Raw genomic sequence first — 19,144 nt, 5'->3', positions numbered from 1 at the left:
TCAAAACTATCAAATAACATGTAAGAATTTATTAGATTTTTACATCCTTAAAGAAAACCTTAAGAAAGCTATTAGCTTTGGCTTTTAGTTCTTGAAATTCACTCTGAGCGTCACTCAGTAGTGTGATTCCTCCTCCGGCCCCATATAGTGCGCGGTTAGAAGATGATGCGACATCTAAAGAACGGATGTTTATAGATGCTTTAGAAATTGTGTCGAAATTTAAAATGGTAGAACCTGTGTAAATTCCTCGGTCTTTATTTTCGATCTCTTTGATCAATTCAACGACTCTTTTCTTGGGTGCACCAGTAATGCTTCCACCTGGAAAAAGAGATGCGACAAGCGCCAATGTATTACACTCTTCTAGTTCAACGCTAATTTTGGAGTATTGATGAATAAGGCCTGGAACGCGGAAAAATTCACGTAGAGACTCTACTTTGGAGAAGTTCTTACCAATGGCCGATAGATCATGCCTTAAAAGATCGGTAATGATATTGAGCTCGCTTGTATTCTTAATATCATTAATGAGAAAGTCCTCACCTAGCTCTTGGGCAACTGTTCCTTTGATAGGCCTAGTTATTAATTTCTTCGTAGCTTGGTCGTATTCATAGAGACACTCTGGTGAGTTACTAATGACAAGGCGATCTTCAAAAGGAAAATTTAGAATATGAGCAAACTCGCTAAGCTTAGAGAAAAGCTCCTTACTTAGAAATGTATTAACGAGATCGTCTGAATTTGAAATCTTCACTTCGATAAGCGAAGTTAGATTTAGTTGATAACAATTTCCCGCCAGTAGGTTCTCAAAAGTCGTCTTAAAAAGTTTCTCATAATCTTCTTCAATTATAATCTTTTCAATTATCGCTGTTGGTTTTTTACACCGCTTTGAGGGGCCTATAAATTGATTCAATTCAAAGTTAATAAGAGTTGCAAGGCTAACCTCACCTTCAAAACGAGGGGCCTCTAATAAGAAATAGTGGCCTAATTCATAGTGAAGAGATTGCACATGCCAACTGTGCCCTAATAACTCTTTTAAAGCAGCAACAGAGAAGTCCTGTTCAGTCTCATTTAAACGATCGTAAATTTTCTTATTTGTTATATGAAGGTATTTTGAAGGCCTCTCAAGTTTTAAGAAGCCTTCTTTATGCTTAAAGATTGCGTAAGCAGATTGCTTAACTTCTTCCATCGTCTTGTGCATAAGCGATATTTTCGAAACTAGTGTGAGCACCAACGAATGTTAGCTTTGCTGTTCCAACTTCACCACCACGGTTTTTACCAACGATAACTTCTGCAATCCCTTGATCTTTTGTATCTGGGTTATAGTACTCATCACGGTATACGAACATGATAATATCCGCATCCTGCTCAATCGATCCAGATTCACGAAGGTCAGAAGTCATTGGACGCTTATTCGGACGAGATTCAACCCCACGGTTAAGCTGTGAAAGTGCAATTACCGGACACTCAAGTTCTTTGGCCATATTCTTAAGGCCCCTTGAAATCTCGGCGATCTGCTGTTCACGAGGAAGCATCTTATTGTGAGAACTCATTAGCTGAAGGTAGTCGATAACAACTAGTCCAAGACCTTCTGATGCCTTGATCTTACGACATGCAGATTGAATATCTAAAAGATTTGTCCCAGCATTGTCGTTGATATAAATAGGCATATCGGCAAGCTGCTGAATCCCCTGCCCAATTTTTCTTAAATCTGTTTCAAGAAACTCTTTTGTACGAATTCTTTTTGAGTCAATTTTCGCACGTTGAGTTAGGAGTCTCATTGAAAGTTCCTTTGCCATCATCTCCAGAGAGAAGAGAGCAACTGGAAGTTTTGAGAACTCACATGCGTTTTGTGCAACGTTAAGAGCAAGAGCAGTCTTACCCATGGCAGGACGGGCAGCAAGAATAATTAGCTGACCAGGTTGCATACCAAGTAATAATTTATCAAGGGCACCATAACCAGTTGGTACACCATGAATCTCACCAGCAATGCGAGATGTATCTTCAATTTCTTTAATATTTTCTTTAAGACACTCATTAAGTTTAATCATACTTCCTTGCTTGGCCTCGTTTGTAAGACCAAAGAAAATTGATTCTACTTCCTGAATGAAGTCTTGTGCATTTCCTGAGAAAGTTGCACCTTTGTCCGCTACTTTTCGAGCTTGGCGAACGAGGTCTCTAAGAGACGCCTTGTCCTTTACAGTCTTTGCGTAATGGCGAAGGTTGGCACTCGATACCTGATCTTCAGTAATATCGAGAATAAAGTTTTGACCACCGATTTCTTCCAGGCGATTGTGATCTGAAAGGTATGAGCAAATTGTTACGTAATCAACTGGGTTATTCGAGTGAACCATATCTTTAATGGCATCGAATACAATTCCATACTTCGGATTATAAAAGTCCTTCCCTTCTAACTTTAAGTCAGAAATTTCATCAAAAGACATACTATCTAGAATTAAACATGAAAGTAGAGATTTCTCAGAAAGAGTATCGTTTGGAAGTGTTCTTGCGTTGTTCGAGTTGTTTTGCTCAACCATATTCTGCCCCATAATATGATTAGAAATAAAAAGGGAGGCTCAAAGCCTCCCCTCTTTAATATAAGAAAAAAATTAGCTTCTTAGAATTCTATTGGCTTCCATTTTTAACTTTTCTTCTTCAGTCATTTCACCAGAAGTGTCACCTGAAGCAGCAGCTTCTGCTTGCTCTTTAGCAAGTAGTTCTTGAGCAGCTTTCATTGCAGCTAGCTCTTCTGCTTTTTTCTTGTTTTCTTCTTCTTGTGCAGGATCCATTTTTACAGTTACTGTAAAAGCAGCTTCAACACCATTGAAGATCTTAGCTTTAACATCGTAGCTACCAACCGCACGGATTGGGTTTTCAAGAAGAAGGTGTCTTCTTTCTACGTTGTGACCTAGTTTACCTAGTTCAAGAGAAAGCTCGTGAGTAGTAACAGAACCAAATAGTTTACCGTTAGTACCAACTCTTTTGATTAGTTCAATGTTTAGACCATTGATTGTACCAGCAACTTTTGTCGCTTCTGCTTTATCAGCAGCAACTTGCTTAGCAAGTAGTTTTTCAAAGTGCTTAACCTGAGCTGTGTTTGATTCATCAGCTAGAACTGCAGCACCATTTGGTATTAGGAAGTTTCTTGCATAACCAGCTGAAACGTTAACGATCTCACCAACGTTACCAAGAGACTTTACAGTTTCTTTAAGAATAACTTTCATTTTATATCTCCTTATTATTTTTAAAAAATCTTCTAAAGTTGACCCAATAGTCTAATAGGCCAACAATCGCAATAAAACGATGAGCAAAGAAAATAGTCATAATCGCAAGAATCGAGCGAACAAACCCAGTCACCTTAATATATTTTAAGAAGTCTAGGTAAACACCCATTCCTTGAAAGAAATAGAATATTCCTAAGCAAAGTAAGATATTAAGGCCAATAACCTCAATAATCTCACCACCGATATACTCTCCACCTAAGAAGAGAGCTAGCCCAACAACTACTATAAGGGCAAAGTACTCAGGCACTTGAAAGCGCACAAAGTGCTTTAGACCATATTTGTAGCCATGAAGCATTTTCCATAACTTTGCATTTCTTAAAAGCATGAAAACTGTTAGCCATAGAATAAAGAATGTACTTACAAAGATAACAGCGAATCCCCACTGATAGATTCTCTTAATGATATCATCAGGGTTCTCGAAAACACTTTGATAAGTTGCTGCGACTTCTCCACCGCGAGCAATCAGTTCTTTATAATCTGGCGAATTCTTTAATTGTGACAAACCTTCATTTACTGAAGTTGTAATCGTCGTTGAGATTGTTGAAGGAAAAATCACTTCAATAGTCCCCATAATACCGAAGATTACGAGTAGTAAGATAAATCCTCTTTTTAATAATCCTTTTACAGGATCTTCATTGCGCAAAATAGTCGCGGCACTTAGGTAACCAATGATAACAGCGTAGAATAAAACATACGCCGAGTTAGCAAGGATTAAGAAAGAGTCGCTAGATTGAGCAGCAATAAAACAGAGAACAATCGTTACACCGAAAGTCACAAGCGTCTTTAAGTTTCCATAGATCAAGAAAGCGAATGCCACTGGAAGCGGTGAAAATACACCTAGTGGATAAGCAACGCTTAAGATCAAACTCACAACACATAAGAAAAGTAACTTCCCAATTGTGAAGTTATCTTTTGAGATAAGTGTAAATGTGTTTGGTTTCTTATCGTTCATTATCTTTTTCTAATTCCCTTAAGACTAAGTTCTCAACACTCTTAGTGAGCGAAGTCACCTCTAACGTGAGAAACTAGACCAATATTTCTTGCTCTCTTAATTGCAGATTGTGCCCATCTGTGGTGCTTAGTTGAAACACCAGTAACTCTTGATGGTTGGATCTTACCAAACTCGTTGATTAGCCAGTTATAAGTCTTTGGATCTTTCCAGTCTGCAGTGATGCTGTTTGCTTTGAACCAACAGTTCTTTCTCTTAGCAAATCTTCTCTTATCTTTTTCTGCACCTTTTTCTAGTTCATCAGTTTGTGAACCTGGGTGAGCTTTTGAGAATGGAGTTTTGTAACCTTTAACAACTGCTTCAGCAGCTTCGTTGTTATCAGCTAATTTAATGATAAGGTACTTGTGAACGTCTTCGTTGATTTTGAAACGTCTTTGAAGTTCTGTGTTTAGGTCTTTGTTACCTGAAACGATGAAATAGATGTAGTTACCTGTTTTAGAACCGTTTTTGGCAGTTTGAGCAAATGTTCTCATTCCCCAATCATCAGTTAAAAGGACTTCACCTTCGTAATTTTTTGCAACTTCAGCTACTAGGTTCTTAAGAGCTGTTTGCTGATCTTCTGTTGCGCCCGCGTGAGCTACTAATGCTAACTCATAAATCATACTTTATCTCCTGGACAATAGTTATTATTGGCCTCCCCACCACAGGGAAGCGAGTAAATAAACGGTCAAATGTGGTGCTAATCTATCAGTAACTGCGCTTTGTGTAAAGCAAGTTCGGGTACGCGCCACCTTTACGTGATTACAAATAGTTGGCTAAGAACTGCTGAATGAATAAAACATAATTTCAATAGGTTACGTAGTGACTATGGGAATAATATCCCCCAACTCAAGGCAAAATAGCCTAAATACGCGAATATTTTTCAATTTTTTGTCGTACTAGATCTCTAAGTTGCTGAATTCTCGAAAAGGTGGCGCGTACCACTAGTCGAGCCACTCAAGAAGGACATCGATTTTGGCGTTGATGTCATCAATTTCGAGAATCCCCTGCTTGAGGTCGGGGGAAGTCACGACAAATTCAGTGATGGCGCCAACTAAAACCACGGGGTCTTGTGTTGCCTCCATCAGGGCATCGTACTCCACTTGATTCTTAAAAAATGACTTTGCCCAATGGCGAAAGAGCAGCCCAAGTCTTTGCAGTGAAATCATATGCTCCGGCATCACTGTTAAGAATTCAGTAATGGGATCAACTTCGATGGTGTTATACGGAAGCTCTTCATTATAGACATCCATAATGAGTCCCTTAAACATCGGCTCGAGGATAACAAGCATGGTGCCGTCTTTTGATTTTTGTAAAATTTGAACGCGGCCAAGTCCCACCATGCGCTTTACTGCATGGTACTTTTCGTGATCAATAGCAATAGTGTCAGCTTCATCATCAGCGTCTTGCAAGGTCGCATAGGCCAAAGCAACAGGCGTGTTGGTCTGTTCGGCTTCGTGAATCATGTGAATATAGCGTGGTTCAAAAATATTGAGGGGCTTCTTTAAGATCGCCTGATATGAAACTTTATGTAATGGGAATAGAAGTGCTCTCATATCAGTTAAACCCTAAAAGCAAGCATGGGTGCCTTAAGCACCCAAGCGGCTAAAAAATTTCGTATTGTTCAACGTGGTAAGAGTTCTCCGAGCGAATCTGAAGATTGACACTAAAGACTTCTTCCATCGTTTCGATGATATCAAGTTCTTCACCACATAATGATGCCGTCACCTCAGGGTGAGCATAAATTGATATCTTCTTCGATTCTGGATTGTTGCGAATTTTCTTTCCAAGTTCACGTACAATCTCATAGCAAATCGTATTAACTGTTTTTACAATTCCATTTCCTTCACAATACGGACAAGGCTCGCACATGATACGTGTTAGCGTGTCACGAGTTCTCTTACGAGTCATCTCAACAAGCCCAAGCTCAGAGATTGGAAGTACTTTTGTTTTCGAACGGTCTTTCTTAAGAGCGTCTACTAGTGAGTTATAAACAGCTTCGCGGTTTTCAACTTTTTCCATATCGATAAAATCGATAATGATAATCCCACCACAGTTTCTAAGTCTTAGCTGATAAGCGATCTCTTTAACTGCTTCAAGGTTTGTGCGAAGGATTGTTTCTTCTAATGTTTTTCGGCCAACAAATTTTCCCGTGTTAACGTCAATTGAAACGAGGGCCTCTGTTTGATCGATATTTAGAGAACCACCTGAACGAAGATAAACTTTGTTACTTAGTCCCCTTTCAATTTCGATATCAACATTAAATTTTTCAAAGATCGGATTTGTTTCATCAAAGAATTTTGCCTTCCCCTTAATTTGAGGAAGATACTTCGTTGCAAATTTCTCGACTTCTTTTACGCCGTCTTTATCGTCGATAATAATATTATCAACGTCTTCATCTGTAATATCTCTTAAAACTCGTTGAATAAAAGTTAAGTCTTCATAACAAAGGGCCGGTGCTTTTTCTTTTTCAGATTTCTTTTGCACCTCTTTCCAAATTTTTGTCAGCATATCGTAGTCAGACTTAAGAGTTTTGTATGAGCTTCCTTCTGCAACAGTACGAGCAATAACACCCTTACCTTCAGGACGAATTGTCTCAAGCATCTCTTTTAGACGATCACGTTCTTCTTCATTTTCGATACGACGAGAAACACCTGTATGCTCAATAAACGGCATGTATACAACATAGCGGCCAGGGATTGTTACATGACGAGTAACACGTGGCCCTTTTGTTGAGATTGGCTCTTTGGCAACTTGAACAATGATCTCATCCCCTTCTTTTAGAAATGATTCAATTGTTGCAGACTCTGGACGCATCTTCATATCCATTGACTCAGATAGAGTTGCTAATTCGTCTGGAATTACTAGGCCATTTTCTTTCTTTTCTTTCTTAATAACCTCGGCCTTTTTGGCCATCTCTCTTTGCTCATCAAGAGTTGGAAGATAAGCGTCATCAACGTATAGGAAAGCTGCTTTTGAGTAACCAATATCAACGAATGCAGACTGCATTCCTGGTAGTACTCTTAAAACTTTTCCGCGGTAGATATTTCCAAGGCGTGGGTGTGGCGTTGTTGTTGGTTTCGTTCTCTCCATAAGGAAATCGAGAATTTCACCATTCTCCATCAAAACAGCACGCCACTCGTTAACTGTTTTGTTAATAATCAAATCTTTAGACATATATATTCCTTTTAAACTTAAATCGAAATACGAAATAAAAGTGCGAGGCAAGTCGGCGAGCATTGCTCAAGCCAAAGACTTTAACCTACTAATAATTGTACGTCTGAGCAAGGTTTTGCGCTAGAAGATATAATATTCCGCGTTACCCTACTCAATTAATTTAGAATTAGACGAAGACGGTATTAAATAAATATACCCGCAATACAAGCTGTCATGAAACAAGCAAGTGTCCCGGCAATTAGAGAGCGAATCCCAAGCCTTGCAAGGTCATGTTTACGATTCTCAGCGATCCCACCGATTCCACCAATCTGAATCCCAATTGATGAGAAGTTAGCAAAACCACAAAGGGCATAAGTAGAGATAATGGCCGAGCGTTCTGATATATTACCCATATTTGCTCTTAGATCTAAGTAAGCAACGAACTCATTTAGTACTAACTTCTTACCAAGAAGTGTTCCTACGATTTGAGCATCTTTCCACTCAACACCTAATAACCAAGCAAAAGGAGCAAATAATTTCCCCATGATTAGCTCAAGAGTAATTCCCTCAAAACCAAACCAACCTGTAACTAAGGCAAGGCCACCATTAATCATGGCAACAAGTGCGATAATCGCGACAAGCATTGCACCAACATTAATAGCAAGTTTTACACCTTCACTAGCACCGTTGGCAGCGGCATCAATAAAGTTAACACTAGTATCATTTAATTCTAATTTTAAATCACCTTTAGTCAGAGACTCTTGTGTCTCTGGGATCATAAGCTTGGCACATACAAGTGCCGCCGGAGCTGACATAACCGATGCTGAAAGTAAGTGAGCAGCATCAATTCCGAAGCCAACATATGAAGCAAGGACTCCACCTGCAACTGTTGCCATCCCACCAGTCATCAGGGCCATAAGCTCTGACTCAGTCATTTTTGAAATAAGAGGCTTAACAACAAGAGGAGCTTCTGTTTGGCCTGCAAAGATATTGGCAGCGGCCGCAAGAGATTCAGCACCAGATGTTCCCATCACAACAGACATTACTTTCGCGAACGCTTTAATAACTAATTGCATAATACCGAGGTGGTATAGAACACTCATTAAAGAAGACATGAAAATAATTGTTGGAAGAACCATAACGAAGAAGATGAATCCAGTTTTTGGAACATTTGTCAGTGGACCAAATAGGAATTCAGAACCTTCATTTGTGAAATTTAGGATTGCAGTAAAGAAGCCACGAGCACCTTCGAAGAAGTTTTGTCCGGCATCTGTTTTAAGAATGATGAGACCAAAGAAGATCTGAAGAGTTAGACCAGATAGAATTAAGCGCCAATTAATTTTCTTACGGTTATTAGATAATGCAAAAGCAACACCAACCATAACGATTAAACCAAATGCCGAAATAACTCTTTCCATGGAATACCCTATAACTAAATTAAATTAATTCTAAAAACAGCCTTAGAGTATAGGTTTGAGCATAAATGGACAATAAAAAAGAATAATTAGAAGTTAAACGACCAACCAACTTTAGGATTTACAGCATTGAACTCTTTGATATCTTGTGCCGTATTTGACGCATGCCAATTTAAACGACTAGTCGTATCAAAGTCGCGGAATCCTGTTTGGCGAATTGTTGCCTGAGACTTTGCCGCTTGATTATAGGCCACAACACCAACACCAATAACGATCCCTACAGCTGCTCCCACAAGAATATTTTTAAGGTGGTCTTTAGGTTCCTCAACAAATGAAAGTGTTGAAAGTCCAAGAATAGCTCCACCTAGGCCAAGGCCTGCAACTGTTGTTAAGTCACGTAATCCCTCTTCTTTAAAATTTGTTTGTGCTACTGAAGAGAATGAAAATGTAAGAGCTAAACATATAATGATAATTTTTTTGAACATTTCTAAAACCTTAAAATCCCTGTGCTACGCATTAAGTTTCATCATTGCCACCTCTAATGGCCGTGTCTATAATGACCCTTTTACTATTCTATACGCATAAGTAATTTGATGCAATAAATGCACAGGAATTATTAGGGAATTAAATTTTTAAAAGGAATACTATGTCGGAAAATTTTAGCGCATATCAGATCATCTCAAAAAAAAGAGATGGTAAAAAATTAACAGATGAAGAGATTAAGTGGTTCATTAATGGAATTACAAATGGTGATGTTGCCGATTATCAAATGTCTGCACTACTTATGGCCATCTACTTAAATGGGATGAGCGTAAAAGAGACGGCAGCTCTAACAGATGCCATGCTCTACTCTGGAAAGACGCTAAAATTCAAAGGCGTGAACGTGATCGACAAACACTCAACTGGCGGTGTTGGAGATAAGGCATCGTTCATTCTTGGACCAATTGCTACGGCTTGTGGAGTAAAGGTTCCAATGATGGCCGGACGTGGTCTTGGTCACACTGGTGGAACAGTTGATAAAGTTGAATCGATTAAAGGGTTCAAAACTGAACTAACTCTCGAACAATTTAAGAAACAACTTAATAAAGAGAAGATCGTTCTTATCGGTCAAACAAAGGACATCGCTCCTGCTGACAAGATCATCTACGGTCTAAGAGATGTAACGGGAACAGTTGAATCAATCCCATTAATTACAGCTTCAATCATGAGTAAGAAATTAGCAGAGGGTGCTAATGGAATCGTTATGGATATTAAAGTTGGTGACGGTGCATTCATGGATAATATCAAGGATGCAAAAGCACTAGCGAAGAGTCTTCGTGATACTTCAAAACGTTTTGATAAGCGTATGATCACAATGATTACAGATATGAACCAACCACTTGGTCAGTATATTGGTAACTCACTTGAGATTATTGAATCAATTGAAACACTAAAAGGTAATGGCCCAAAAGACCTAACTGATATCAGTGTTAAGCTTGCTGGTGCCATGATCTATATTGCAGGAAAAGCAGACTCACTTAAAGAAGGTGAAAAGAAAGCTCAAGCAGTAATTGATAATGGAAAAGCACTTAAAGTTTTCAAAAACCTTATTAAGGTTCAAGGCGGAGATGAGAAAGTTTGTGACGACTACTCTCGCCTACCACTAGCAAAAGAGAAGACTGTATTTAGCGCAACTAAGAATGGTTATGTTTCAGCTATCGCTTGTAAGAATATGGGCCTTCACTGTGTAAGCCTTGGTGGTGGACGTGCAAAGGCAACTGATAAAATTGATTTTGGTGTTGGATTTGTTCTTAATAAGAAAGTTGGTGACAAGGTTTCTAAAGGTGAAGCTCTTGTTGAGATCTATCACAATAAAAACCAGAAGAAACAAGTTGAAGCTATCCTTGCTGACTTAAAGAAAGATATTAAAGTTACAACTGCTAAGCCTAAAGCAAGCAAGTTAATCTTTGAAGTGAAAGAAATCTAGAGGTACGTATGCACGCAATTTTTAAAAGATTAGAAGAATCAAAGAGCTATATTCAAAGCAAATATGACAAAGCACCTGATATTGGAGTAATCCTAGGTTCAGGACTTGGTGAATTTGCTAACCTTCTAGAAAACAAAGTTGAAATTCCATACGAAGAAATTCCAGGTTTTAAGAAGACAAAAGTTATTGGCCACAAAGGTCAGTTAGTTATGGGTGAACTTGGAGGAAAAGTTGTTGCAGTTATGCAAGGACGTATCCACCGCTATGAAGGCCACTCTCTTGATGAAGTTGTTTTTCCTGTTCGCGTTTTAAAAACTCTTGGAATCAAAAATCTAATCATCACAAATGCTGCTGGTGGGATTAATTTAGACTACAGCTCTGGCTCACTTGTTCTAATTAAGGATCACCTAAACCTAACAGGCGAAAATTGTCTTGTTGGTGAAAATATTGAAGAACTAGGAACTCGTTTTCCAGATATGACATATGCATGGTCACCTGCTCTTCAAGAGATCGCTTATGCTTCGGCAAAGAATATTTCATATGATCTTAAAGAAGGTGTTTACGTTGGTGTTATGGGGCCAACTTATGAAACACCTGCTGAAATTCGCATGTATCGTAACTTTGGTGGAGACCTTGTTGGAATGTCGACAGTACAAGAGTGTATTGCTGCAAACCACATGGGACTTGATGTTCTTGGTATCTCTTGCGTGACAAATATGGCCGCAGGAATTGAGAATACTAAACTAAATCACGATGATATTAAGCACGAGGCCGCACGTGTTATGAAGAAGTTCCTAGAGCTTCTTGAAGAAGTTATCTCAAATATCAAATAAAAAAATCATATTTTCTCCCTACCTCGGTGGGGAGAACTTTGCTATAATCTATTCAATACCTAACCACGAGTGAATACTCGGCTTTCATGGATTGTTGATGGAAACACATTCTTCAAAGAAAATGCTAGCAGACATGAGCTTCTGCGTCTTCGATTTAGAGACAACTGGTGGAAACCAGAAAAAAGATAAAATCATTGAAATTGGACTCGTCCAAATTGATAACCTGGAAGTAGGAGCGAAAAAAAGCTTTCTCATCAATCCAGAAAGAAAAATCCCAGACTTTATTCAAAAGCTAACTTCTATCACACAAGATGAAGTTGAAGGCGCACCAACAATTGATGCCGTTATTGATGAAGTTCTAGAGTTTATTAGTGACCGAGTTCTTATCGCTCACAACTCTTCATTTGATATTCCATTTTTAAATTCAGTATTAGAAAGGCTTGGAAGAAAGCAACTTGAGAATAAGGGCCTATGTACAAACCTTATGACAAAGTATCTTATTCCAACTCTTATGAACTCGAATCTAAATTATATGTCGCGTATTTTTAATATCTCTCACCAAAAGGCACACCGTGCCCTTGATGATGCTATCGCGACGGCGCAACTCTTCTTAAACTATCTCAATATCTTTATTGAAAAAGACATTAAGAAGATCAATCATCTTTACTACCCTAAGAATCGCTACGAGCTTGATCTTTGTAACTTTAAAAAAGATACAAGTGAGCACGATGAGATTGTGGCAAAGATGAAAAAGATTTTTGCTCCTTTTGTTATTACAGTAAAAGGACAAAACGGAATCATCCTCTTCTCTTTTCCGTGCACGAACAAAGAGAATGAAATTCAATTCATTAGCGAGCGTATTAAAGATCTCGAGTGGCAAACTATTTCCATTAAACTTAGTGGACCAATTCTTGAGGCCCTTATTCGCTTTAATCATTCATTTAATAAAATGGATGAAGCCGATCAAGAAGAGGCCATCACAATGCTTCGTCAAAATTTGATTGGAGACGGTACGAAAGAAGAACTAAAGGCCGAGTACAAAGAAGAGCTTCAAAAAATCAAGCAAGCTGACTTCGTTCTTATGAATCACCTTGTGCCAGAACAATTTACAATCTACCCTCTTGGTGCCCTAGGAATTAGACAAGGACTGATCTTTCGCTACCCTGGTCACGACAAGAAGCTAATTCAATATATCAATTCAAAGTCTAATCGCAAGAAAGCGCAGAAGCTTAAAGAGATTCACTTCCCTGAAATGCTGCAAGACCTTGTTAATCTTTATATGGCAAAGAACCTACGCCAAGAGCGCGAGCTTATGATCTTTAAAGATTCATTTGCCCTTAAGAATAAGGACTTCTTCTTTACTCAACTTGATAAGTTCATTGAGACGAATCCGAATAAGTATAATTATCCGGAAGCGTTTATTTAATCAGACCAAATTATAAATCACAATATCCTGCCCATGAATTTCAACCCGTGAATTTTCAAGTGCAAGTAAGTGGATGATTAAGCGGTTTAAGATCTTGCTCTTTTGTCCTTCAATATTGAGATTCTTTACCGTAAGAATGATGTCGTGTTCACTACGATAGAAGTTACAGTCAATAGAGTTAGAGCTAGCATCAATTAAGAGTTCGTGATTTTTAAGCGTCATCATCTCACTTAGGATTAAGTAGAGAATGATTGGAAGACTCGCACCACTAATCGCATGTTCTTTGAGATCATTTGAAATATTTGTTTGAATTGATATTCCCGATTCGATTTTTCGATTGCTCAGTAGCGAGATTGCCTGTTGGAGAATACTCTCAAACGTACTTTGACGACTTAGTTGATCATTGACCTTGGCAAAACCAAGGAAAGTATTGATTAGGCTCTTGCAACGATTTGCTGACGCCTTCATTTCATTTAGGATTGTTAAATCGTCTTCTTCCCACTCTTCAAGCTCAAGCATATTAATGGCCGCAAGAATTCCCGCAAGAGGATTATTGAGTTCGTGAGCAATGGAGCTTGTGATAATACCAAGTTCAGAGTGAGACTTTGTATAATTGAACTCCTGCTTCACAAGACAGATCGTTCTTAGATTTGAAATCGTACTTGAGAGGATCTTATATTTTTGATCATCAATATCAATCCAACCGGACTCAAAATTTTTGATGAGATTATTTGGTGTGATTCCAAGCTTTAGAAAGTGGTCATTGTGATAGTGAACGATACCATCATCACTAATGATAACAACTGGATAAGTTAGCTTGTTAATCAAGTCAGTCACACCAAGCTGTTCACTTGAGAGTTCTTCTTCATTTGCATTAATTAATTGGATCACATTAGCAATGGCCAGGGCGGCTTTTTGAGCTTCTTCCCACTCCCCCTTTACAGTAAGTAGATAATAAGAAGCTGTATCTTCAAAGCAGTAATCTTCTTTAACAGGGTAAAGATGTGAATCGGCTTTATCGATTACCTTGATATTGAATTCATTTTTTACTTCTGAAATTTTAAAAAGTTCTGGAATAAAATTGTCGTCGTTGTCTTGGTATACCTTCTCAAGATAAAGGCCCGCAACTTCCATCTCATCGAGATTAGCACTGGCCATACTAGAGTTTAATTTAAGAACTCTCGCAAGCTCTCTTTTAAAGTGCAGAAGCTCTTTAAGATTCTCAATCGTTTCAATCTCGATAATGTGGTCATCTAGTTTAACAATCAGAGGGATACTTGATTCAATTGAGAAGTCGAATTCATAGTCACTAGAGCTAAACCCAGAATAATTTAAATTGCGCTCTAACTCTTCATCAATTTCGATATTTGAGTGATAGTAAAAATTCTGCTTAGGTGAATTTACTTCACTATCTTGAAACCCAAGAGATGCACTCACGAGTTAGCTCCCTTGTGAAGAGTCACCTTACCGTCAGCGTAGTGAATATCCACATCGACATTTTCAAGCTTTGCCATGTCTTTGGCGGAGCTAATGACCTTGTCACCAATCTGCGTGTAGGCATAGCCTCGCGTAAGAACATTTTTTGGATTTAAGGCCCCTAGGATCTTCTCAAATTCTATATTCTTATTTTTATAATTCACAATTTTATTTTGAATAGCTTTCACAAGATCACGGCTTAGGCGATCTAGCTCAAAAGTATATTCATAAAGAGAAAGAATCTGTTCTTTTCTCTTAATTAGATTTAGCTTTTCAAGCTCATGCTTATAATCTGAAATTTTCGATTTAAGAGCAATGAGGAAACTCTTTGGTGACGTTTCAGAAAGGACATCATAGCGACGACGAAGTTCCATATTCATGGCACCTTTTAAATCCTTACGGATGCGATTCATGTCAGAATCTAACGCCATAAATTTTTGAGTTAGAACTTCAGCTGCTGCCGAAGGTGTTTCCATTCTAAGATCGGCCACATAATCAGAAATCGTGAAGTCCACTTGGTGTCCAACGGCACTAATGGTTGGAATTGGACAATTGTAGATATCCCAGGCCAGGGCCTCATCGTTGAATGCCCAAAGGTCTTCCATCGAGCCACCACCACGAGTGAGAACGATAACATCTAGCATATCTTTGATACGCCCCTCTTCTTTTGCCTTTAAATGATAAGCAATAAGTTTCTCAAGGGCCTTACGGATTGAAGCTGGAGCATTGACTCCTTGAACTAGCGCCGGAGAAAGAAGTACCTGATGATACTCAGATCGTCTTTGAGATACATTTAAAAAGTCTTGCAAGGCCGCGGCTCCCTTTGCCGTAATAACACCAATGCGTTTTGGCATCGTCGGTATCGGTTGCTTTGAACTCATATCAAAAAGACCTTCGGCCTGTAGCTTCTTCTTTAGTAATTCAAATTGTTCCTGAAGATCACCCTTACCTGCTGGAACGATTCGTTTCACAATTAATTGAAACGTTCCTCGAGTTGGGTAAACAGAAACGGAGCCAGAGACAATGACTTTGTCTCCTGCGCGAATAGTTTTAATAATCGGATTTCTCATGGCATCCATTTTAAAAAGCGCCATTTGCATAAGTGCATTACCATCACCAAGTGAGAAATACCAATGTCCAGCACCAGAGGAGCTAAGGTTTGAAACCTCTCCTGTTACACTAATATTTTGGTAATTAGACTCGAGATTTTTCTTTATGTGATTAACGAGTTGTGAGACTGATGGGACTTTATTATTCATCCCTTTATGATGTTAAAAAAGGGACAAAGTGGGAAGACGAAGAGCGTCATCCCACTGTGATTTCAAATAGATATTTTAAAATTTATTGACTGCGTTTAGGAATTTAATCGCTTGCAGAACTTGGTAGTCCTTGTCTGCTGCATACTTTCTGTGAACAGGTGATTCTTCTTTCTTTTTATTGATTTCCTTAGCTCTTTCAATTCTCTTTAAACGAGCTGCTTTTTCACGCTTAAGACGGGCCTGCTTTTCTTCTTCTGTTTCAACTGTTGCTGTTAAGTGGTTTCTAAGATCAACTTCTCTTACCCCACCATCATCATACATATGCTCTTCAACAAACTCCCCTTCAACCTGAGAAACTTGCACATCTGGCTTAATTCCAAGGGCCTGAATTTTTCGACCTTTTGGTGTCATATACTGAGCAATCGTAAGCTTGATACCCTGTTCTTCTGAAATTTGAGAAACAGTTTGTACACTACCCTTTCCAAATGAGTTTGTTCCCACAATAAGGGCACGTTTATGGTCTTGTAGGGCACCCGCCACAATTTCTGAAGCAGAAGCACTTGAGCCATTAATAAGAACAGCAAGCGGAATATCTAATTCTTTATGGCCACTCTTTTTTACGTAGCGAATTTCTTTATTCTTTGGATCGCGCCCTTCTGTTGACACCACGACACCATCATTTAGAAAGATTGAAGAAAGGTTTACGGCCTCATTTAAAAGACCACCTGGATTTGAGCGAAGGTCAAGAACGACACCTCTAAAATTCTTTCCAAGCTTCTTCTTTTCTTTCTTAAGAGCTTTAACAACGTAAGCTGCAGCATCCTTTTGGAATTGACTTAAACGAATAACAGCGTAGTTATTTACCGCAAACGACTTAACTGGTTTTGTTTTAATTTTTTGGCGCTTTACCTTGAAGTTGCGAATATCTTTTTCGCCAGCTCTTAGAATTCCTAGGTTAATAACTGTCCCAAGCTCCCCTTTCATACGATCAACAGCTTCATCAAGAGTAATACCAATTGTTGATTCATTATTGATCTCAACAATCTTATCCCCAGGAAGAAGTCCTGCTTTCTCTGCTGGTGAGTCTTCAATTGGAGTTGTGATCACAAGAACACCATCTTTTTGTGTTACTTCGATTCCAAGGCCACCGTACTCTCCACTTGTATCTTCTTGCATCTTCTTAAAGACTTCTTCATCTAAGAATGCAGAGTGAGGATCAAGTGTTTGAAACATCCCTTTCAAAGCTCCATCAATGAGCTTATCAATATCAACCTTACGGTAGTAATTTGTTTCAATGATATGAATAACTTTATTGAAGAGTTCGAGTTTTTCAAAACGCGACTTCGTCGTTTCTTTTGCTTGTACAGGTGCTACAAATGCCGTCAGCATTAGAGCAACAAATAGCTTTTTCATTATTATTCCTAATTTTAAATATTAATTTTAGTGTTAATTAATTGAGCTGTATTTTGTGCTGTATTTTTCTTTCTAATTTCAAAGTAAACCTTACTTAGATTCCCCTTCTTAATTGAGAACCTCGTTTTAGCAACAGAAGATCCAAGATCGACGGCCTGTCCCTTCTTTACACTTGAAGCAAAATCTCCAAGATAAATACTACGGATATCATTTCCATGATCAACCATAATAACATTACCAACGTTTGCTAAAGAGCCTACGTATTCGACCTTTCCGGCCTTTGTAGCAAAGATCTCTTGTCCACTCTTAACAGTATAAGTTATCCCCTTCTTACCATTTTCAGTAGAGATATACTTCTTAACTGGAACAGCGAAGTTTGCCACAAGCTTTGAAGAAGAAGAGTTCTTACTCTTTGCTTTTCTTGCTTTTAGTTTGGCCTGGGCCTTCTGCTTCGCTAAGCGCTGAGATTTTCTTAGCTTACTATATTCTGATTTTAGTTTTTCGTGATTTTCTTTTTCAGTTAAAAACTCTTGAACAGTTGAGCTCTTACGAGTCTCAAGTTCTTGTAGTAGAGTATAAAGTTCTCTTTCAACTTTAACTGTTTCAGTTAAACGAGTTCTAAGCTCAAAAGTCTTTTTCTTTAAATTTGTACAGTAATCGATCTTTGATTGAATTTCTTTCTTCTCATTCTTAAGTGATCTTAAGAGAAGCTGACTTTTGATAAGATCTTCATGAGTTGAGTTTTCCATATAGCTTAGAGCAACATGGCGAATTGTCTTCTTTACTCTCACCTTATCTGCTTCTAGATCAAAAAGTGATTGGTTAAGATTTTTTTCTAGTTCAAATATTTGGTAATCAAGGTCTTGCCTAGATTTCATGGCCTGAAGGTAGTCTTCATTCTTAGTTTGAAGCTTTGTTTCAATAGACTGGATTGATTTCTTATAATTATCAATCTTAGTACGTGAGTCTGTAACCTTCCCCTTAATCGCCTTAAGACTTGGAGCGGCCTGTGTCCTCATTGAAACAGAAGAGATTAAAAGTACTGTGAAAAGAACTAAGCTTTTTGCCATTCAAGTTTCCCGATCGTGTACCACGCAGAAGTTGTTAATAATGCTCCACTTACAATTAATGCAAATACTTCATTTGGTGAGAAGAATGCAAATGAGAGAGCGCAACCAACAAGAGTTGAAGCAACGATATTCACTGTATACATTTTGAAAGCAACATTCTTCTTTCTTTGAAACTTTTCAACAAGATAAGAAACCTGCTTTAGGTTGCGTCTTATTGTCATAAATGCAACAACCCAAAATAGTGCAAGAACTGTGATAAGAACCTGAAGTGGTCTCCTCTTTAGTTCTGTCATCACATTTTTCCACGATTGAGTATTTGAAATCTTCTTTCTAATGCTTCCAAGAACAACATTATCCTTACCAGTAAGACGTACTAAGTACTCTCTAATAAGATTTGTCGAACTCTCCGAAACTTTTTCATCTAAGATGATTTTTAGTCCCTTCATTGAAATAATTGAAGTGATTTCATCTTTACCAAGTTCAAGAACGTCTTTAAGCTCGTTTGTCACGGCCATGCTCTTTGTCGCACTAATGGCCTCAACACCCTTTACACCAGGTAATCCCTTAATCTTTCTTGAAATACTATTTGTATTTAAGTCCCCATCAACAAGTGCATTAAAGTAGTACTCATTTTGAATGGCCGGAAGAGCATTTGAAATCTTCTTCTTAAAACTGTCATAATTAGAAACAGAAATAACAAGAGAGATTGTTAAAAGAGAGAAAAGCGCTTGCCCAAAAAGATTATTTTTTGTGAAACGAGCTAATTCTTTTAAATAAAACATGCATGCCCCGAGTGAATTAGACGAGAGTTATCTAAGTGGATAATACGTCCCGTGAAACGTTGTACTAATTCGCGATTATGAGAGG

The 19,144-nt window shown here is 38.3% G+C and carries 17 protein-coding genes; 3 read left to right on the top strand and 14 right to left on the bottom strand.

What is annotated here, in order from left to right:
* Positions 1-31 precede the first annotated feature (31 nt).
* The 9 genes from ABMA79_RS01105 to ABMA79_RS01065 all read right to left on the bottom strand — a co-directional run bounded on the left by ABMA79_RS01105 (position 32) and on the right by ABMA79_RS01065 (position 9,319).
* Positions 32-1,192, bottom strand: a complete 1,161-nt coding sequence (locus ABMA79_RS01105) for a chorismate-binding protein (RefSeq protein ID WP_393089540.1) — start codon at positions 1,190-1,192, stop codon at positions 32-34.
* A complete protein-coding gene (gene dnaB / locus ABMA79_RS01100; RefSeq protein WP_392857180.1) occupies positions 1,167-2,528 on the bottom strand; it encodes a replicative DNA helicase in 1,362 nt (453 codons plus the stop codon). The genes ABMA79_RS01105 and dnaB overlap by 26 nt, the downstream gene beginning before the upstream one ends.
* A gap of 72 nt (positions 2,529-2,600) precedes the next feature.
* On the bottom strand, positions 2,601-3,215 hold the full coding sequence (gene rplI / locus ABMA79_RS01095; RefSeq protein WP_021265893.1) for a 50S ribosomal protein L9: 615 nt from the start codon (positions 3,213-3,215) through the stop codon (positions 2,601-2,603).
* Position 3,216: 1 nt separating this feature from the next.
* Positions 3,217-4,227: a DUF2232 domain-containing protein gene (locus ABMA79_RS01090; RefSeq protein WP_393089538.1), complete on the bottom strand. Its 1,011-nt coding sequence runs from the start codon at positions 4,225-4,227 to the stop codon at positions 3,217-3,219.
* Positions 4,228-4,268: 41 nt separating this feature from the next.
* Complete coding sequence (gene rpsR, locus ABMA79_RS01085) at positions 4,269-4,886, bottom strand: 30S ribosomal protein S18 (RefSeq protein WP_021265803.1); 618 nt, start codon at positions 4,884-4,886, stop codon at positions 4,269-4,271.
* A 321-nt stretch (positions 4,887-5,207) separates the two neighbouring features.
* Complete coding sequence (locus ABMA79_RS01080; protein ID WP_393089536.1) at positions 5,208-5,819, bottom strand: LON peptidase substrate-binding domain-containing protein; 612 nt, start codon at positions 5,817-5,819, stop codon at positions 5,208-5,210.
* 49 nt (positions 5,820-5,868) lie between these two features.
* The gene (locus tag ABMA79_RS01075; protein ID WP_392857187.1) at positions 5,869-7,440 is read right to left on the bottom strand and encodes a ribonuclease E/G; all 1,572 of its coding nucleotides are present in this window, start codon (positions 7,438-7,440) and stop codon (positions 5,869-5,871) included.
* Positions 7,441-7,622: 182 nt separating this feature from the next.
* Entirely contained in the window at positions 7,623-8,837 is a 1,215-nt protein-coding gene (locus ABMA79_RS01070; RefSeq protein ID WP_392857188.1) for a NupC/NupG family nucleoside CNT transporter, read from the bottom strand.
* Between the two features lie 86 nt (positions 8,838-8,923).
* Entirely contained in the window at positions 8,924-9,319 is a 396-nt protein-coding gene (locus tag ABMA79_RS01065; RefSeq protein ID WP_392857190.1) for a hypothetical protein, read from the bottom strand.
* 161 nt (positions 9,320-9,480) lie between these two features.
* Here ABMA79_RS01065 and ABMA79_RS01060 point away from each other — a divergent pair, with 161 nt between their 5' ends.
* The 3 genes from ABMA79_RS01060 (at position 9,481) to ABMA79_RS01050 (ending at position 13,059) form a co-directional block, all read left to right on the top strand.
* Complete coding sequence (locus tag ABMA79_RS01060) at positions 9,481-10,800, top strand: thymidine phosphorylase (RefSeq protein ID WP_392912260.1); 1,320 nt, start codon at positions 9,481-9,483, stop codon at positions 10,798-10,800.
* Positions 10,801-10,808: 8 nt separating this feature from the next.
* Positions 10,809-11,633, top strand: coding sequence for a purine-nucleoside phosphorylase (locus ABMA79_RS01055; RefSeq protein WP_392857194.1), 825 nt, complete (start codon positions 10,809-10,811; stop codon positions 11,631-11,633).
* Between the two features lie 97 nt (positions 11,634-11,730).
* Positions 11,731-13,059 carry a PolC-type DNA polymerase III gene (locus ABMA79_RS01050; protein ID WP_393089534.1) on the top strand — a complete coding sequence of 443 codons (1,329 nt, stop codon included), beginning with the start codon at positions 11,731-11,733 and terminating at the stop codon, positions 13,057-13,059.
* On the opposite strand, the gene ABMA79_RS01045 is transcribed toward ABMA79_RS01050, so the two are convergent.
* From ABMA79_RS01045 to ABMA79_RS01025, 5 genes are all read right to left on the bottom strand, one after another.
* On the bottom strand, positions 13,060-14,496 hold the full coding sequence (locus ABMA79_RS01045; RefSeq protein WP_393089532.1) for a histidine kinase dimerization/phospho-acceptor domain-containing protein: 1,437 nt from the start codon (positions 14,494-14,496) through the stop codon (positions 13,060-13,062).
* Entirely contained in the window at positions 14,493-15,794 is a 1,302-nt protein-coding gene (gene xseA / locus ABMA79_RS01040) for an exodeoxyribonuclease VII large subunit (protein ID WP_393089529.1), read from the bottom strand. Before xseA ends, ABMA79_RS01045 begins: the two co-directional genes overlap by 4 nt.
* 75 nt (positions 15,795-15,869) lie before the next feature.
* Positions 15,870-17,207, bottom strand: coding sequence for a S41 family peptidase (locus tag ABMA79_RS01035; RefSeq protein ID WP_392857207.1), 1,338 nt, complete (start codon positions 17,205-17,207; stop codon positions 15,870-15,872).
* 14 nt (positions 17,208-17,221) lie between these two features.
* Positions 17,222-18,277, bottom strand: coding sequence for a murein hydrolase activator EnvC family protein (locus ABMA79_RS01030; RefSeq protein ID WP_393089526.1), 1,056 nt, complete (start codon positions 18,275-18,277; stop codon positions 17,222-17,224).
* Positions 18,262-19,059, bottom strand: coding sequence for a hypothetical protein (locus ABMA79_RS01025; RefSeq protein WP_393089523.1), 798 nt, complete (start codon positions 19,057-19,059; stop codon positions 18,262-18,264). The genes ABMA79_RS01030 and ABMA79_RS01025 overlap by 16 nt, the downstream gene beginning before the upstream one ends.
* Between the last annotated feature and the right edge of the window lie 85 nt (positions 19,060-19,144).

The sequence above is a fragment of the Halobacteriovorax sp. HFRX-2_2 genome, from assembly GCF_043196705.1.
GTDB lineage: Bacteria > Bdellovibrionota > Bacteriovoracia > Bacteriovoracales > Bacteriovoracaceae > Halobacteriovorax_A.
The sequence above is the reverse complement of the archived record's forward strand: the minus strand, read 5'-3'. Positions and strand labels throughout refer to the sequence as shown.

Bases quoted from the DNA above. Each gene is read 5' to 3' on its own strand.
- ABMA79_RS01105 (WP_393089540.1), bottom strand. From the start codon at position 1,192: ATGCACAAGACGATGGAAGAAGTTAAGCAATCTGCTTACGCAATCTTT.
- dnaB (WP_392857180.1), bottom strand. From the start codon at position 2,528: ATGGTTGAGCAAAACAACTCGAACAACGCAAGAACACTTCCAAACGAT.
- rplI (WP_021265893.1), bottom strand. From the start codon at position 3,215: ATGAAAGTTATTCTTAAAGAAACTGTAAAGTCTCTTGGTAACGTTGGT.
- ABMA79_RS01090 (WP_393089538.1), bottom strand. From the start codon at position 4,227: ATGAACGATAAGAAACCAAACACATTTACACTTATCTCAAAAGATAAC.
- rpsR (WP_021265803.1), bottom strand. From the start codon at position 4,886: ATGATTTATGAGTTAGCATTAGTAGCTCACGCGGGCGCAACAGAAGAT.
- ABMA79_RS01080 (WP_393089536.1), bottom strand. From the start codon at position 5,819: ATGAGAGCACTTCTATTCCCATTACATAAAGTTTCATATCAGGCGATC.
- ABMA79_RS01075 (WP_392857187.1), bottom strand. From the start codon at position 7,440: ATGTCTAAAGATTTGATTATTAACAAAACAGTTAACGAGTGGCGTGCT.
- ABMA79_RS01070 (WP_392857188.1), bottom strand. From the start codon at position 8,837: ATGGAAAGAGTTATTTCGGCATTTGGTTTAATCGTTATGGTTGGTGTT.
- ABMA79_RS01065 (WP_392857190.1), bottom strand. From the start codon at position 9,319: ATGTTCAAAAAAATTATCATTATATGTTTAGCTCTTACATTTTCATTC.
- ABMA79_RS01060 (WP_392912260.1), top strand. From the start codon at position 9,481: ATGTCGGAAAATTTTAGCGCATATCAGATCATCTCAAAAAAAAGAGAT.
- ABMA79_RS01055 (WP_392857194.1), top strand. From the start codon at position 10,809: ATGCACGCAATTTTTAAAAGATTAGAAGAATCAAAGAGCTATATTCAA.
- ABMA79_RS01050 (WP_393089534.1), top strand. From the start codon at position 11,731: ATGGAAACACATTCTTCAAAGAAAATGCTAGCAGACATGAGCTTCTGC.
- xseA (WP_393089529.1), bottom strand. From the start codon at position 15,794: ATGAATAATAAAGTCCCATCAGTCTCACAACTCGTTAATCACATAAAG.
- ABMA79_RS01035 (WP_392857207.1), bottom strand. From the start codon at position 17,207: ATGAAAAAGCTATTTGTTGCTCTAATGCTGACGGCATTTGTAGCACCT.
- ABMA79_RS01030 (WP_393089526.1), bottom strand. From the start codon at position 18,277: ATGGCAAAAAGCTTAGTTCTTTTCACAGTACTTTTAATCTCTTCTGTT.
- ABMA79_RS01025 (WP_393089523.1), bottom strand. From the start codon at position 19,059: ATGTTTTATTTAAAAGAATTAGCTCGTTTCACAAAAAATAATCTTTTT.